This is a genomic window from Pseudomonas sp. S09G 359, assembly GCF_002843605.1.
Taxonomy (GTDB): domain Bacteria; phylum Pseudomonadota; class Gammaproteobacteria; order Pseudomonadales; family Pseudomonadaceae; genus Aquipseudomonas.
Genome location: NZ_CP025263.1, coordinates 2,700,103 through 2,716,119, shown reverse-complemented (window position 1 = coordinate 2,716,119; position 16,017 = coordinate 2,700,103). Strand labels below are relative to the sequence as shown.

Genomic DNA, 16,017 nt, shown 5'->3' with positions numbered 1-16,017 from the left:
TAAGGCCCTGCCCCCATGGTTTTGCGTTTTCGTCCCGTCGTCACCTCACGTTTCGCCCTCGGCCTGCTGCTCAGCGGCGGTATCGGCAACAGCCTTGCGGCGGAGATCGAATTGCCTGCGGTGAAGGTCCAGGGCCAGGACGAATCCGGCTACCGCGCAGATACTGCGTCGGTGAGCGGCCTCGATGAAGCGCCGCTGCTGGACACCCCGGCCTCGATCACGGTGCTCAACGCCGCGCTGATCAAGGACCAGCAAGCGCGCCTGCTCAGCGAAGTGCTGCGCAACGACGCCTCGGTGGGCGACAGCTACGCGCCCATTGGCTACTACGAAAACTTTGTGCTGCGCGGCTTCTCGCTGAATGCGGCCAGCAGCTACAAGATCAACGGGCGCACCATCACCGGCGAGCAGAACGTGGCCCTGGAAAACAAGGAGCAAGTTGAAGTGCTCAAGGGCCTGGCGGGCTTGCAAAGCGGGATTTCCGAGCCCAGCGGCGTGATCAACTACGTGACCAAGCGCCCGCAGGACGTGCGCTCGGTAACCGTGTCCAGCGACGATCGAGGCAGCGGTTATATCGCCACCGACGTCGGCGGCTGGTTTGGCAGCGAGCAGCAATTCGGCCTGCGTGCCAACGTGGCCCATGAAGACCTCAATTCCTATGTGGAACACGCCAATGGCCAACGCGATTTCGTGTCCCTGGCCTTCGACTGGAACATCAGCCCCGACGCCGTGCTGCAACTGGATGCGGAATACCAGGACAAGAGACAGCGCTCGGTACCCGGTTACCAACTGCTCGGTGGCACCGAACTGCCCCATGACGCCTCGCCGAAAAAGTTGCTGGGGCACCAGAGCGGTTCCAAGCAGGTGGGCATCGACTCGCTGAACCTCAACGGCAAGTTCGAATACCGCTTCAGCGACCAGTGGAAAGGCAGCGTCAGCGCGGCGCGCAGCAAGGTGGTGATTGACGATTACAGTTCGTTTGCCTGGGGCTGCTATGGCTCCAGCAGTTGTACCGCGAAGGTGCCGAACTACTTCAGCCCCGAGGGCAATTACGACGTCTACGACTACCGCAGCCCCGACGACACACGCCGCGACGATGAAGTGCAGGCCGCCATGACCGGGCTGTTCAACACTGGCAGCCTTGGCCATGAGCTGACCTTCGGCACCAGCGCGTTCCGCCGTGTGATCGACAAGCGCGAGTCAGTCAACGATTACATCGGCACCACAGATATCGACACGGATGCACCGACGTTCACGCCCACCGATAAGCCGTTGAACGACAGCCATCGCAACCTCGACAGCCGCCAGTACGGCCTGTTCGTCAGCGACCGCATCCGCTTCAACGACCAGTGGCAAACCCTGTTGGGTGGCCGCGAAGTGCGCCTGGATGAAAAAGCCTTCGACGGCACCACTGGCAACCAGACACGCCACACCCAGCAATACGTGTTCCTGCCCCAAGCCGCGTTGATCTACAAGCCGATTGAAAACATCTCGTTGTACACCAGCTACAGCAAAGGCCTGTCCCTGGGCGGCACGGCGCCGTGGTTCGCGGAAAACAACGATGACACCCTGGCCCCGACCACCTCCCGTCAAATTGAAGCCGGGGTGAAATACGACTGGCGCCGCATCAGCTTCGCCGCCGCCGTGTTCCAGACCCGCCAGGCGTACCAATACGCCAAGCCGGACGCCGCCGGCGACTTCACCTACGTGCAACAGGGTGAGCAGAAGAACACCGGGCTGGAGTTGTCGGCCAACGGTTGGGCCACCGAGCGCCTGCAGATCGCCACCAGCGTGGCGGCAATACGCGCACGGGTCACCGGCAGCGGCACGCCGGAATACGAAGGCCACCAAGCGATCAACGTGCCCAAGTTACGTGCCAGCGTGTACGCCGACTACGCCCTGCCGTGGGTAAACGGCCTGGCGGTGCTGGGCGGCGTGCAATACAGCGCCAAGAAGTACGCCAATCGCACGGGAAATGTGGAGGTGGGGGATTATGCGGTGGTCAACGTCGGCAGCCGCTACACCACCAAAGTGGACGGCTACGAAACGGTGTTTCGCCTGAGCGTCGACAACCTGTTCGACAAGCGCTACTGGCGCGACGCGGGCGAGTACATGGGCGATGACTATCTGTTCCAGGGCGCGCCACTGACGGCGCGCCTGAGTGCTTCGGTCAACTTCTGACGCTTACCACAAGAAAGCCGCTTACTTGGGCATCTTGCGGAAACCGACCGCCAGGCGGTTCCAGCTGTTGATGGTGGCGATTGCCACGCTCAGGTCGACCTGCTCCTGGGCGCTGAACTCGGCGGCCAGGGCGTTGAAGTCTTCGTCCGGGGCGTGGGTGTGGCTGAGCAAGGTCAGGCTTTCGGCCCAGGCCAACGCGGCGCGTTCACGCGGGGTGAAGAATGGCGTTTCACGCCAGGCTGACACGGTGTACAGGCGGCGTTCGGTCTCACCGCCCTTGCGGGCGTCGGCGGTGTGCATGTCGAGGCAGAACGCGCAGCCGTTGATTTGCGAGACGCGCAGGCGAACCAGTTCCAGCAGGGGTAGCTCGATGGAGAGTTTGCCGACGGCGGCTTCCAGGGCGAGCATGGCTTTCATGGCGTCTGGGGAGGCGGTGTAGAAGTCGGTACGGGCTTGCATGGTGGTGCTCCAGAGTGGTTGGGGGTGGTGGCTAGGTTAGTCACCGGGGGGGGCTGGAGGAATATCCAATTTGGGGGAAGAATGGGTGACCAATGTGGGGGGGGGGGACGGGGTTGGGTACATATCCGTTGCTGCGGTAACGGCGGCTATTGGTTCCGCTCTTACAGCGGGTCACTTTTGGAAAAGAGCCCCAAAAGTAACCAAAAGGGCTCTTGCCCCAACACTCGGCACCTCGCTTAGGCTCGGTGTGCCCTCACTCCGGCTTGAATCCGTGGGCCGCCGCCATGGGCCATCCTTGGCCCATCGCGGCTAACCCGGCGTCCTGCCGGGTTACCCACGGATTCAAGCCTGCGTTCGGCCAGCGTGTTTAACGGGGCGCCTAAGATCAAGATCAAGATCACGATCAACAGCGCAGATCAAAAGACCGCTGACTTCGTCAGCGAAAAGGATGTAAGGGCCACAGCAAAAACAAAGCAAAGCAACAGCGCTTTTGATCTACACCACTCAGGTCGGCTACTAGGCCGCCGTGCTCTGCTTTTGATCTGCTTTGGCTTTTGATCTTGATCTGAGGCGCCCCGTTAACCACGCTGGCCGAACGCAGGCTTTGGAGCGTGGGTAACCCGGCAGGACGCCGGGTTAGCCGCGATGGGCCAAGGATGGCCCATGGCGGCGGCCCACGGTCCAAAGCCGGAGTGAGGGCACACCGAGCCTAAGCGAGGTGCCGAGTGGTGGGGCGAAGCGTTTTTGGTTACTTTTTGCGCTCTTCAAAAAGTGACCCGCTGTAAGAGCGGAACCAATATCAGCCCCCACCCAAATAACGGATATGTACTCAGCGGCCGCCGCCTCCCCCACCCACAGCCATATGCTCCGAAATCCTGGCCCGCAACCACCGCTCCGCCGGATCATTGTCATGCACCCCACTCCACACCATCGACAACTCCGCCGCATCAATCGCAAACGGCGGGTCCTCAGCCCGTAACGTCGTCCCCTCAGTCAACGCACACGCCGCATAATCCGGCACCGTCGCAATAATCTGCGTGCCCGCCAAAAGCGCCCGCAACCCACTGAACTGCGGCACCGCCAACACCACCCGCCGAGCCCGGCCAATACGCGCCAGGTCCAGGTCGATATTGCCACTCAGATCCCCGGAAAACGACACCATCGCATGGGGCCGCTCGCAATAATCATCCAAGCTCAGCGGCGCCAAACCGTCATCCCCACGTAGCACCTTGCACGGAATATCCCGCAGCTTCTTGCGCTTGGCATTCGCCGGCAAATCAGTCGTGTAGCTCACCCCCACCGTAATCTCACCGCTGGCCAGCAACGACGACATCAGCAAGTAATTGGCCCGCCGTACCACCACGACAATCCCCGGCGCCTCTTCCCGCAATCGGCTGAGCAAGGGCGGGAACAAGCCGAACTCAGCGTCGTCGGACAAACCGATACGAAACACCGCACAACTGGTCGAAGGGTCGAAATCCTTGGCGCGGCTGACTGCGCCAGAAATGGTGTCCATAGCCGGTTGCAGCTCCTTGAGTATCGCCATGGCGCGTGGCGTGGGCTCCATGCCCCGCCCGTTGCGCAGCAGCAACGGGTCGTCGAACAAATCTCGCAAGCGCCCCAATGCCGCGCTCACCGCCGGTTGGCCCATGAAGAGTTTTTCGGCCACCCGGGTCAGGTTCTTCTCGAACATCAACGCTTCGAAAATCACCAGCAGGTTCATGTCGACGCGGCGCAGGTCGTTGCGATTCATGGTGATATCCAAACGGTTAGCAGTTCATAAGATAAGCACGCAAAACGCCACTTAGATTGCATGCCTGTGCTGTCTTTTTTGACGATTTTCGCCGCTGCACCTGGCGAAATTAACAACGATTAACTCGTCAGCCAAGCGGTCGGGTGACAAGAATGCAGGCGTCTACACTGCATCCATTCACCGGGAACGCTCCCATCGACTGCGGATAACCGTCATGGCCCGAATTGAGTACTGTACTCCCCGCTTATCCGCTACCGGCGGCCTATGCCCTCGGCGCGAGCGTATCGCCAAGCAATTGATCCTCGCCAACCTCGGCGAAAGCCTGGCCATTGCCGACCTGGCCCAGGCCTGCGCGCTGTCGCGCAGCCACTTTTCCCGCGCTTTCAAGTGCACCACCGGGCTGTCGCCCCAGGAATGGATCCGCCAGCAGCGTATCCGGCGCGCCAAGGAGCTGATTACCCAGTCCTCCTTGAGCCTGACGCAAATCAGCCTGGAGTGCGGCTTCTGCGACCAGGCGCACTTCTGCCATATGTTCACGCGCAGCGAGGGTGTCAACCCGATGACCTGGCGAAATCACCAATTGCGTCACAAGCCTCAAGAGATCGCTGCCTAGTGGTCCGCACGTACCTGGAATATGCTGGCCGCTTACTTTACCCAGAGCACGGCCACCCATGAGTGACCAACGCGATCAGGCCGTGCATTTTGGCCCCTACCGCATCCACCCGCACCAGCGCCTGGTGTTGGAAGCCGGCCGCCCTCTGCGTTTGGGGCGGCGGGCGGTGGATATCCTGCTGATCCTGCTGGAGCAGGCCGGCAATGTCGTGAGCAAGCAGGAACTGATCGCCCGGGTCTGGCCCAAAAGCGTGGTCGAGGACGGCAACCTGCGGGTGCATATGGCGGCGTTGCGCAAGGCACTGGGCGATGGCCAGGCCGGGCAGCGCTATATCGTGACGGTGGCCCAGCGCGGCTACAGTTTTGTGGCGCCCCTGAGCATCGAACCGATGACAATGCCCACCGAAGGCGAACCCCAACGCCCGTGCCACAACCTGCCGCTGCGGCGCACCCGCATGATCGGCCGCCAGTCGCTGATCGACAGCCTGGTGCAGCACTTGCCCGAGCAGCGCTTTATCACCCTGACCGGCGCCGGCGGCATCGGCAAGACCACCGTCGCGCTGCGCGTGGCGGAATTGCTGATCGGCCACTACCGCGACGGAATTCGCCTGCTGGACCTGGCGCCCCTCAGCGCACCGTCGATGATCCTGCCTAACCTCGCCGCCCTGCTCGACCTGACCCACACCGAGCACGAACCGCTCGCCGAATTTGCACGCCGCTTGCAGGAGCGCCAGGTGCTGCTGGTGATCGACAACTGCGAACACCTGCTGGACGATATCGCGCTGATCAGCGAAACCCTGCTGCGCCATGCCCCCAAAGTGCACATCCTGGCCACCAGCCGCGAAGCCCTGCGCGCCGAGGGTGAATATGTGCAACGCCTGGAGCCCCTGGCCTGCCCGCCCGCCAGCGGCAACCGCGCCCAGGCCCTGGGCTACCCGGCCCTGCAATTGCTGATCGAGCGGGCCATGTCCCATCAAGACAGCTTTGAACTCAGTGAAGCCGAACTGCCCCTGGCGATTGATATCTGCCAGCGCCTCGACGGCATTCCGCTCGCCATCGAACTGGTGGCGGCGCAGATCGAGCGCTTCGGCCTGCCCAGGCTGCTGGTGCAGATGGAAGACAACTTCCGCCTGCTCACCCGTGGCCGGCGCAGCGCCCTGCCGCGCCATCAAACCTTGCGCGCCACACTGGACTGGAGCTTCGACCTGCTCACCGGTTGCGAACAGATTTGCCTGCGCCGACTGGCGGTGTTCCGGGGCGGCTTCAGCCTGGCCAGTGCGGCGGCGGTGATTGCTGGTGAGCAAATCGCGCCCGCCGAGGTGTTGGGGTCGATCACCCAACTGGTGGCCAAGTCCTTGCTGAATGTGGAGCCCGGTGATGACGAAATGGTCTACCGCCTGCTGGACATCACCCGCACCTACGCCCTGGAAAAACTCAGTATTGCCGACGAGCTTGGCGCCACCCGCGAACGCCACGCCAACCGCTGCCTGACCTTGATGAACCAGGCACAGGACGATTGGGAGCAAACGGCGACGCAAATCTGGATCGACCGCTATGCACCGCTGCGTGAAGACATCCGCGCCGCCCTCGACTGGGGCCTGGGCGAGCACGGTGTGCACCTGCTGGGTATTCGTCTTACCGTCAGCGCCATGCCGTTGTGGCAGGAACTGTCATTACTGCGCGAGCACGGCCTGTACGTGGGTAAGGCCTTGGCGCGGCTCGAGCAATCCAATGCGCCGAGCCAGCGCTTGCACATGGCCTTGCAACTGGCGCACGGCAGCTTTTGCTATCACACCCAAGGCGGTACGCCACAGACCGTCGATGCCTTTGCCTGCGCGCAGCGCCTGGCGGAGGCCGGCAAGGACCTGGCCGGGCAGTTGCGCGCGGTATCGGGGCAGATGGCGGTCAGCCTGTGCGATGGCAACTATCGCGAGGCCCTGGTGCAAAGCCTGCATTTCGATCAACTGCATTTTGATCCGTCAGCCCCCCAGGCCGAGCCGTTGCTGGCGCTTAGCGCCCAACGCCTGCGCGTACTCGCGCAGCACTTTGCGGGCCACCAGGCGCTGGCGCAGCAGAATGCCGAGCAGGTGATCCAGCGCATGGCCCAGAGCGGCCATCTCAACCGCTTTACCCATGGTTTTGGCGTGCAGTACGACCAGAGCGTGGCCTCGTTGACCATCCTCGCGCGTATCCTCTGGTTGCGCGGCTTCCCCGAGCGCGCGGCGCGCACAGCTGAACAGGCCCTGACGCTGGCGTTGCAGATCAACCACGGTACGTCGATCTGCTACACCCTGGCCCTGGCCGGGGTGGTGATCGCCCACTACAACGGCGATAGCCTCGCAGCACGCGATCAGTTGGACCTGCTGTTGCAGCAGGCACAAAAACATTCGGTGCAGTTGTTCCACACCTGGGCGCGCTGCTACGAGGGCACCACACCCATTACCGAGGTGCAGGGGCTCGGCTTGGTCGAGGACATCCTGGTGACTTTCAACGCCCACGCGGTAGACGACGCCTTGTTCGAACGCGCCAGGAACGGCGCGGCCGGCTGGTGCACCCCGGAGATTCTGCGGGTGCGCGCCGAGAGCCTGGCCGATACCGGCGCCGCCGAAACGTTGCTGCTTGAAGCCCTGGGCCTGGCGCACCAACAAGGCGCGCTGGCCTGGGAGCTGCGTTGCGCAATGTCGTTGGCGCGACGGTGGCAGACCCAAGGCCGCGTGCAGCCGGCCCGCGACTTGCTGGCAAGCGTCTATGGGCGGTTTACCGAAGGGTTTGCCACCCAGGATCTAGTCCGCGTACGCAGCCTGCTCGACGAGTTGCAGGACAAACGCCCGGCCTGAAAACGGCCCCAGGTAATGCCCATAACCCTGTTGCAAACGCGCCACCTGCAGGGGGTCGCGCAGTTGCGCCAAGGCATAGCTGCGCAGGCAATTGAGCAAGCGATAGCGCGGGTAGCCGGGGCCGGGTTCAAGGGTCAGCAGCGACGTGTCGACCAGGCGTGCGAGCAAGTAGGACAGGTCGGCGTGTTCCAGCTCGGTGCCGGCCACCAGTTGACTCAAGGTGGGCAAGCTCACCGCCATCTTGAACAAGCCCAGTTGCAGGAACAGCCAGCGCTCCGGCAGGCTCAGGCGTTCGTAGGTCCAGTCCAGGGCGGCAGTCAGGGATTGGTGGCGCTCCACGGCCGTGCGCCGGCCACGGGTCAGTACCTGCAAGCCACGGCGCAACTGCGTCTGCACGCCGCGCACGCCAAGGGCGTCGACTTGGGCGGCAGCGAGCTCGAGGGCCAGGGGAATGCCGTCGAGACGCCGGCAGATATCCCGCAGCGGTGCCAGGTCCTGAGGGCGCAAGACGAACCCCTGCTGGCCGGCACACACCCGCGCCACGAATAACTGCACCGCCGGGTTGCCCATCGCCTGTTCAACACTGCCCAACGCCGCCGGTGCGGGCAGCGCCAGTGGAGGTACGCGCATCACCCATTCGCCAGGGGCATGCAGGGCTTCGCGGCTGCTGACCAGCACGCTGACCCGGGGCGCCTGCTCGCGTAACACCCGCAGCAGATGCCGACAGGCGCCAAGCAGTCGGTCGGCGCCGTCGAGTACCAGTAATAGTTGCCTGCCGGCCAATTGGCGACACAGTTCGGTGGCGCTGCCGCTGGGCTCCAGCTGCAGCGCGGTGGCCAGGTGGCGCAACATCGTCAGCGGCGCTTCGACAGTAGCCAGGTCGACCCACCACACGCCGTCGCGATAGCGCGGCAACACCCGCTCGGCCAGCGCCAGGGCCAAGGTGCTCTTGCCCACGCCGGCGCAACCGGTGAGGGTCATCAACTGTTGCCCGGACAAGCGCCGCACCAATACGCCCAACAGTTCTTCGCGACCGATCACCGGGCTGAGCCGCGCGGCCAGGTTGTGCTGCGCGGTAGCGGCCTGGAGCACGCCCTGCACAGGCGCCGCGAAGCAGTAGCCGCGCAAGGGGTCATTGAGAATCAAGCGCTGCCCGTCGAGGGCACGGCGCAGTGCGGCGATGTGCACTCGCAGGTTGTTCTCTTCCACCACGCTGCGGGGCCAGACCCGCTCGATCAACTCGGCCTTGCTGAAAAACTGCCCGGGCGCCTCCAACAACACCGCGAGGATATCCAGCGCACGGCCGCCCAAGGGCACCGGCCAGCCAGCCTTGCTGACCAGCCGCTGTTGCCGGTGAAAGACATAGCCGCCGAAGCGCACCGTGCCATCAGCGTCAATCGCCTGAGGGTTGTTCATGACTGTTATCGCGCTGGAACGCCCGACCTTGGGCGTTCGCGCATCCTTTTCCATGGGCTCGACGTTATCTTGCCACCTACCGATGACAGGACAATGCTGGCACAGGGAGCGACACGGACAATCGGGTGCGCGAGACGGACATTCTGTCGTTAACTGAACTGCTGTCGGTATTGGGTAGGGTTGAGGCCGAGTTTTTCGCTGAACAGAAAGCGCATATGCCGCACGCTGCCGAACCCGGCATGGAAGGCCACGGTCTTGAGCGGCAAGTCGGTGGTTTCCAGCAGTTGCCGGGCGCGGTCGATGCGCGCGCCTTGCAGGAAGGCCATGGGCGTCATTTGCACGTCCTTGGCAAACAACCGCGCAAAGTGGCGCGCACTCATGCCGGCCAACCCGGCCATGGACTCAATGGTAAATGGCTGCTCCAGATGCGCCAGCACATGATTCTGCACACGGGTGATTGCCGTTTCCTGGGGCGCCACGGCGGCGGTCATCGGGCTGAACTGGGCCTGGCCGCCCTGGCGCTTCATCACCACCAGCAGCACCTTGGCCACCTCCACAGCGACTTCCTTGCCATGGTCCTGGGCCACGACCGACAGCGCCAGGTCGATACCGGCGGTCACCCCGCCGGAGGTGATCAAGCGCCCGTCCTGCAGGTAGATGCGATCGGTTTCGACGATAGCCTGGGGGAATGCCTTGATCAGCCGATCGGTGTAGTGCCAGTGGGTGGTCACGCGGTGATTGTCCAACAGCCCTGCGTGCCCCAGCACAAAGGCACCGGTACAGATCGAGCCAAAGCGCCGCGCCCGTGGCGCCGCAGCCTTGAGCCAGGGCAGCAACGCGGGGTGGCACTCGTTATAGGCGCCCGGCCCGCCGGGCACCAGCAGCAGGTCATAAGCGCCCTGGGCTTGCTCCAGCAACAGGTCCGCCTGCACCACTACGCCATTAGACGCGCGTAATGGCCCGGGCTCGGTGCCGATGGTGAGGATCTGGTAATGCGCCGCTGCCGGCAGATAGCGGTTGGCAATCGAAAACACCTCAAGCGGCCCAGCCATGTCGAGCAGCAAGAAGTCCGGAAACAGCGCCATGGCCACGGTTTTCATAAAACGGGAAGTCCATCGAGAAGGAATGCGGAGAGCATTATGGCACGTTCATTACTGTCAACTCTAAAGGGACAGTTATTCAGATTTTAGCTTCTTAATGAATTATTCGATAACCATTAATCTTCTTCTCAACGCAGGAGCCCTGCATGTCGCAGCCCGCTCTCACTTGAGGACACCACCATGCTGACCCTTCGCAAAGCTTCCGAACGCGGCGCCGCCAATCACGGTTGGTTGAAGTCGTTCCACACCTTCTCGTTCGCCAACTACTGGAACCCCGAAGAACAGGGTTTTTCCGACCTGCTGGTGATCAACGATGACCGCGTTGCGGCCGGCAAAGGCTTCGGCCAGCACCCGCACCGCGACATGGAGATTTTCTCCTATGTGCTCGAAGGTGCCCTGGAACACAAGGACACCCTGGGCACCGGCTCGGTGATCCGACCTGGCGACGTGCAACTGATGAGCGCCGGCAGCGGCGTGGCCCACAGTGAGTTCAACCACAGCCAGAACCGTGGCGTGCACTTCCTGCAAATCTGGATCGTACCCGCCGTGGCCGGTGCCGAACCGCGCTATCAACAAGAGCACTTCAGCGAGGCGCAGAAACGCGGGCGCTTGCAGTTGATCATCTCGCCGGACGGTGCCGACGGCTCCCTTAGCGTACGCCAGGATGCACGGGTGTATGCCGGGCTGTTCAATGCTGACGAAACCGCAAGCCTGGACCTGCCACCGGATCGCCACGTGTACATCCACGTGGCCCGGGGCAGCGTTGAGATCAACGGCCAACGCTTGCAGGAAGGCGACGGCGCCCGAGTGCGTGATGAGCGCCAGATTCGCCTGAGCCAGGGCGAGGACGCCGAAGTGCTGGTGTTCGACCTGCGCCCTCAGGAAGTGCCGCAGATGCCATGACCGGCGTTGCGATGGCCTGCCATAACGGGCCATCGCTGGCATCGATAGTCACCATCAGCGCAATGAAGTTCTCTTAAAAAATGCAACGCGTAACATCAAACCCATACCAGCAACAACCCAACTAAAACACTCGGAGCACACCATCATGAAACGCCAAATCTTGCTTAGCCTCGCTTTCTCGGTACTCGCTGCAAACGCATTTGCTCACCCTGTAGTCGCTGAAGGCGGTGCGGATCGCCTGATGGAAAGTCGTGTAGCTGAAGGCGGGTCGGATCGCCTGCTGGAACGCCGCGTTGCCGAAGGTGGTTCGGATCGCCTGTTGGAACGCCGTGTAGCTGAAGGTGGTTCGGATCGCCTGTTGGAACGCCGTGTAGCTGAAGGTGGTGCAGATCGCCTGCAGGAACGTGGCCTGGCTGAAGGCGGTGCTGATCGTCTGCAGGAACGTGGCCTGGCTGAAGGCGGTGCTGATCGTCTGCAGGAACGTGGCCTGGCTGAAGGTGGTGCGGATCGTCTGCAGGAACGTGGCTTGGCTGAAGGTGGTGCGGACCGTCTGCACAGCAACAACGCTTGACCCCGTGCTGTTCGCGGGGCACCCCAAACCGGCCTGATCAGCCGGTTTTTTTTCGCCTTGGTTTTTAAGTTCACAGTAAGAAACCCGCCAGGGCCACCCTTACGTTCTTTGCCAGCATTGCCTGACCTGGATCGGCTCGCAGGGCACCCGGCCCAGATTCCGCCCTCCTGTAGGCGACTCCCGCGCCTTAAATGGACAAGGCTTAAACCCTGCCCAGCGCAAAAAACCTTTTGCGCTAAAATACTTACCGAGCATTAAGAATTTGCACTAGCCTATGTGTAAGTTCACGTAAAGCCCCTCGCAACAAGCGCTTACTTCCTTGCCCGCACACAAAAATAACGTGATGAATGTTAAAATTTGTCACGTTTGGCCGTAATCAATTCGATTAGTATCTAAATGCTAGCAGCGATTGAACTGACGGCCTTGCATGCCGGAATAGGGAGTAGGGTTATGCATTTTTCCAATGTCCTCGCTATTGCAAGGACTCCCTCCAAATCGGAGGACTTTCGGGAGCTGATAGTTCGCACTGTAGCGGATAATTTAAAAGTCGATACACGGTGCTACGGGCAACTAAGCGACACCCAGGAAAATCACGGACATTACCGTGCCATCATTATAGAAATCGATACACCCTCTGCCAGCAATCAAACCCTGGACATAATAAGAAAGACCCGGAACGAAAATCCGGGCTGCAGTATATTTGTCGTGGTGACCTTTGCCTCTACTTTGAGCAAGACTAAATATTACCTGGCCGGTGCGGATTACTGCGTCAAGGTGGTAGACACTTCCCCCGAACAGAAATTAAGCCAATTTGATGCCTTTCTCAGTGAGAGCGCCCGCCTGAACCACCGCGAACTGGTACTCGACCAAGACCATATGTGTATTTATGGCGACGGCAAAAAGTTGGAAATATCCTTCGTCGAGATGAAAGTACTCGAGGCACTCATCGAACAGAGACTACTTAGTCATAATGAAATCGCGAGTGTCATGGGGCTTAACACCAAATACTACGATTCCAGGGCGTTGGAAAAGTCTATCAGCCGCCTGCGCAGCAAAATCAAAGCGCACTACGGTGACAATATCATCCAGAACATCCGTGGCTACGGCTATAAGCTCAGCCGGGGCCTTATTTGCGTCAACCATTTCCAACCCGTCAAGGAGAGGTCGAACCGTGAATAGCAGAATAAAATCCCGTGCCGACACTGAGGGCGCCAAGTTCATCAGGCAGGCCATCCTCTCGCGCAGTCATACCTTATGGGGCAATGAGTTCAGCATCGTGGGCACCGCCCCTGGCGAACAGCCCGACAACGCCTACTGCGAGGCGCTGCGCCATATCAGCCGCCGGCACACGCCGACACAGGCCGCCAGCCACACGTTCCTGCGCATCGACCAGACCGCCCTGATGAGCGAAGCCACCCTTACGCAGCTGACACAGGCAGCCCGGGACCTGGAAAAACACCAACAACACCTCACACTCAGCATCGACAACCCACTGGACGCACTTCCCGGGCCAGTGGAGCGCAGGGCAATGGTGCGCCAGCTGTATAAACTCAAAGACCAGAGTGGTATCAAGCTGGCCTACAACAATTACACACTCGATACAAAGCCATGCGATCTATTGATTGACCTGACACTGTACGACTACATAAAAATGCCCTTCCCCGACTCGGCCCTCAGGCTGAGCCTGAACACACGCTCCGACCTGTTCGATCGGCTCTATGACCGTATGCTGGAGCTGATCAATGTCACTAGAGTTTGCTTCATCGCCGACCATATAGAGTTTTCCGACAGCGCAATGCTCGCTAGAAACTTGCCGTTCGAATACTTTCAGGGCGGCTATTACTCGCCCGCAGACCGCTTATAAACTTGCACCTTCCCGATCTCGGTGGACACGATGAGCTCATTCAAGAAATACGCCTTTGCCCCGACACTTCCGGCGATCGCATTGCAGGACTTCAGGCCCAGCGCAGAGTTATTCCACTATGACGCAAACCCTTCGATCCTGCATTCCATCACCTTGCCCTACCAACCCTTTGACGCTACCTGGCAAGATTCAAGAACCTCCCTACCCAAGGATCAACACAGCGCCGCCAATACCCATACTCGCCCTCCGGAAATAGCCACGCAGACCACCCAGCTGTACCCACAGGATTTCTGGCTGCTGACCCAGCATGACCGAACACTGGTCAAGGGCGGCTTGCGCATTTCGTTGACGACCATTGAGTCTGCCCTGATTAAAAAGATGCTTCACCATGAGGAGCGCGTGGTCAGCAAGGAAGAGTTGATTCGTAATATCGGGCGCGAGCCGGAACAATATCGCGGCTTGGAGATGTGCCTCAGTCGCCTGCAGGAAAAGTTCAAGCGAGCCAACCACGGCGAGCGCCTGTTTCGTGCAGTAAGAAACCGTGGTTATTGCCTCACGCAAAAAATCAGGAAGCCGCTCGATCCCCCCCAAGCACGTCGATAAAACAATAAATAATTATAACCTTATCACTCACCCTGCCTATTACCGCCCTCTTCTATCTGCCTTTTTATAACACCTCAACAACAATAAGATCGTGACCTTGTTATAACTCGTCAGCCAACCTCCCCTGCCGCTCATTACTATCAATGGGTACGCGTTTGCGCGTGCCTGTCGTTTGAGTGCGGTTATACCGCGACCTGATTAATCACGTGCGTGGTCACCACCGGGAGCAGAACTATGCTGAATAATACTAGAATGCATCGCAACCTGACCCCCAAGGGTTTGACGTTCTGGGGCCAGTGGACACTCGCATCAGGTTTGGTCGTTACCCTGTTGTTTATGTTGGTATTGTTCAAGACCGGGCAACTTGAGTATAACTACCGGGTGTTGGCCGCCTTCACCATACTGGCCTCTCTTCCGGCCTACAGTTTGTGCGATGTCTACAGTAAAAAAGATGATTATGGCGTAGGCTTGGGCCGGTTGTTCATGGGCTGGCTGCTGACCGTGGGTATCCTGTTCGCCGTGGGCGTGGCCTGTAATGCCAGTGCCTTGTTTCCGTTGGAAATACTGTTGCTGTGGGCCGCCGTCAGTTACCCGCTATTGGCGCTGTGTTACATCCCCCTGCATAGCCTGTCCCGCTACTACCATCGCCAGCTTCACGAACGGCATAAGTCATTGATTGTGGGCACCGGCAAACTCGCCGTCGACCTGGCCAGAACCCTCTCACGCCAGAAGCGTTCGCCCCTGGTCGGGCTGGTCGGTAGCCACACCGAAGCCGCCCAGGACGCACAACCGCAGATTCTCGGCGAGCTGCACCAATTGCCGCAATTAATCCGCCAGCACGGCATACGCCGGCTTTACATCACCCATTCCCTCCAGGAAGCCACACACATTGAGGCGTTGTACCTCAACCTGCTGGAGATCAGCGTGGATGTGATCTGGGTGCCCGACCTCAATAACATGATGTTGCTCAACCATTGCGTGGCCGAAGTTGACGGGCTGCCGGCGATCTTCCTTAACGAAAGCCCGCTGACCAGCCGCCCCACCGCTGCACTGAGCAAAGCCCTGCTGGACAAGAGCCTGGCCCTGCTGGCGATCATCGTACTGAGCCCGTTGCTGCTGCTGTTCGCCCTGCTGATCAAGCTCACCTCCCCTGGGCCGGTGATCTTCAAGCAGGACCGTCATGGCTGGAATGGCCAGGTGATCAAGGTATGGAAATTCCGCTCAATGCGCCTGCATGACGACAGTGAGGTGCGCCAGGCCAGCCGCAACGACTCGCGCATCACGCCGGTGGGCCGGTTTATCCGACGCACCTCTATCGACGAGCTGCCGCAGCTGTTCAACGTGCTGCAAGGGCATATGGCGCTGGTCGGCCCACGGCCGCACGCGATTGCACACAATGATTACTACTCGGGGAAAATCCGCGCCTACATGGCCCGCCATCGGATCAAGCCGGGGATTACCGGCCTGGCCCAGGTCAATGGCTGCCGAGGCGAAACCGAGACTCTGGAGAAGATGCAGCAACGCGTGGATATCGACCTGCGCTACATCAACACCTGGTCGCTGTGGCTGGATATCAAGATTCTGCTGAAGACGCCGTTTACGCTGCTGTCCAAGGACATCTACTGACCCTGGAGCCCTCGTACTTATGTGGCGAGCGGGCTTGCCCGCGTTGGGCTGCGCAGCAGCCCTGAAAACCACACCTCGGTTAATCAGCATGCACT

At 60.7% G+C, this 16,017-nt stretch carries 13 protein-coding genes; 9 read left to right on the top strand and 4 right to left on the bottom strand.

The genetic code is table 11. The features are described from left to right. Positions 1–15 precede the first annotated feature (15 nt). Positions 16–2,178, top strand: coding sequence for a TonB-dependent siderophore receptor (locus tag CXQ82_RS12185; RefSeq protein ID WP_101269213.1), 2,163 nt, complete (start codon positions 16–18; stop codon positions 2,176–2,178). A gap of 21 nt (positions 2,179–2,199) precedes the next feature. On the opposite strand, the gene CXQ82_RS12180 is transcribed toward CXQ82_RS12185, so the two are convergent. Together CXQ82_RS12180 and CXQ82_RS12170 are read right to left on the bottom strand one after the other, a co-directional pair. After that, on the bottom strand, positions 2,200–2,637 hold the full coding sequence (locus CXQ82_RS12180) for a carboxymuconolactone decarboxylase family protein (RefSeq protein ID WP_101269210.1): 438 nt from the start codon (positions 2,635–2,637) through the stop codon (positions 2,200–2,202). An 829-nt stretch (positions 2,638–3,466) separates the two neighbouring features. Beyond that, positions 3,467–4,390 (bottom strand): LysR family transcriptional regulator, encoded by a 924-nt coding sequence (locus tag CXQ82_RS12170; protein WP_101269208.1) that lies wholly within the window; start codon positions 4,388–4,390, stop codon positions 3,467–3,469. A gap of 214 nt (positions 4,391–4,604) precedes the next feature. On the opposite strand from CXQ82_RS12170, the gene CXQ82_RS12165 reads away from it, so the two are divergent. Together CXQ82_RS12165 and CXQ82_RS12160 are read left to right on the top strand one after the other, a co-directional pair. Next, on the top strand, positions 4,605–5,003 hold the full coding sequence (locus CXQ82_RS12165) for a helix-turn-helix domain-containing protein (protein ID WP_101269206.1): 399 nt from the start codon (positions 4,605–4,607) through the stop codon (positions 5,001–5,003). Between the two features lie 58 nt (positions 5,004–5,061). Beyond that, positions 5,062–7,839: a winged helix-turn-helix domain-containing protein gene (locus CXQ82_RS12160; RefSeq protein WP_101269204.1), complete on the top strand. Its 2,778-nt coding sequence runs from the start codon at positions 5,062–5,064 to the stop codon at positions 7,837–7,839. Here CXQ82_RS12160 and CXQ82_RS12155 read toward each other — a convergent pair. Together CXQ82_RS12155 and CXQ82_RS12150 are read right to left on the bottom strand one after the other, a co-directional pair. Further along, positions 7,786–9,309, bottom strand: coding sequence for a winged helix-turn-helix domain-containing protein (locus CXQ82_RS12155; protein ID WP_101269201.1), 1,524 nt, complete (start codon positions 9,307–9,309; stop codon positions 7,786–7,788). The genes CXQ82_RS12160 and CXQ82_RS12155 overlap by 54 nt on opposite strands. A gap of 95 nt (positions 9,310–9,404) precedes the next feature. Then, on the bottom strand, positions 9,405–10,355 hold the full coding sequence (locus tag CXQ82_RS12150) for a GlxA family transcriptional regulator (protein ID WP_101269197.1): 951 nt from the start codon (positions 10,353–10,355) through the stop codon (positions 9,405–9,407). A gap of 180 nt (positions 10,356–10,535) precedes the next feature. Between CXQ82_RS12150 and CXQ82_RS12145 the strand changes: the two genes are divergently transcribed. The 6 genes from CXQ82_RS12145 (at position 10,536) to CXQ82_RS12120 (ending at position 15,922) form a co-directional block, all read left to right on the top strand. Continuing rightward, positions 10,536–11,258, top strand: coding sequence for a pirin family protein (locus tag CXQ82_RS12145; protein WP_101269195.1), 723 nt, complete (start codon positions 10,536–10,538; stop codon positions 11,256–11,258). A gap of 145 nt (positions 11,259–11,403) precedes the next feature. Next, positions 11,404–11,829: a hypothetical protein gene (locus CXQ82_RS31575; protein ID WP_101269193.1), complete on the top strand. Its 426-nt coding sequence runs from the start codon at positions 11,404–11,406 to the stop codon at positions 11,827–11,829. Between the two features lie 450 nt (positions 11,830–12,279). Next, complete coding sequence (locus CXQ82_RS12135) at positions 12,280–13,008, top strand: winged helix-turn-helix domain-containing protein (RefSeq protein ID WP_101269191.1); 729 nt, start codon at positions 12,280–12,282, stop codon at positions 13,006–13,008. Then, entirely contained in the window at positions 13,001–13,693 is a 693-nt protein-coding gene (locus CXQ82_RS12130) for an EAL domain-containing protein (protein ID WP_101269190.1), read from the top strand. Before CXQ82_RS12135 ends, CXQ82_RS12130 begins: the two co-directional genes overlap by 8 nt. A 30-nt stretch (positions 13,694–13,723) precedes the next feature. Continuing rightward, on the top strand, positions 13,724–14,296 hold the full coding sequence (locus tag CXQ82_RS12125; RefSeq protein ID WP_101269188.1) for a helix-turn-helix domain-containing protein: 573 nt from the start codon (positions 13,724–13,726) through the stop codon (positions 14,294–14,296). Positions 14,297–14,530: 234 nt separating this feature from the next. Then, on the top strand, positions 14,531–15,922 hold the full coding sequence (locus CXQ82_RS12120) for an undecaprenyl-phosphate glucose phosphotransferase (RefSeq protein WP_101269186.1): 1,392 nt from the start codon (positions 14,531–14,533) through the stop codon (positions 15,920–15,922). The last annotated feature ends 95 nt before the right edge of the window (positions 15,923–16,017 follow it).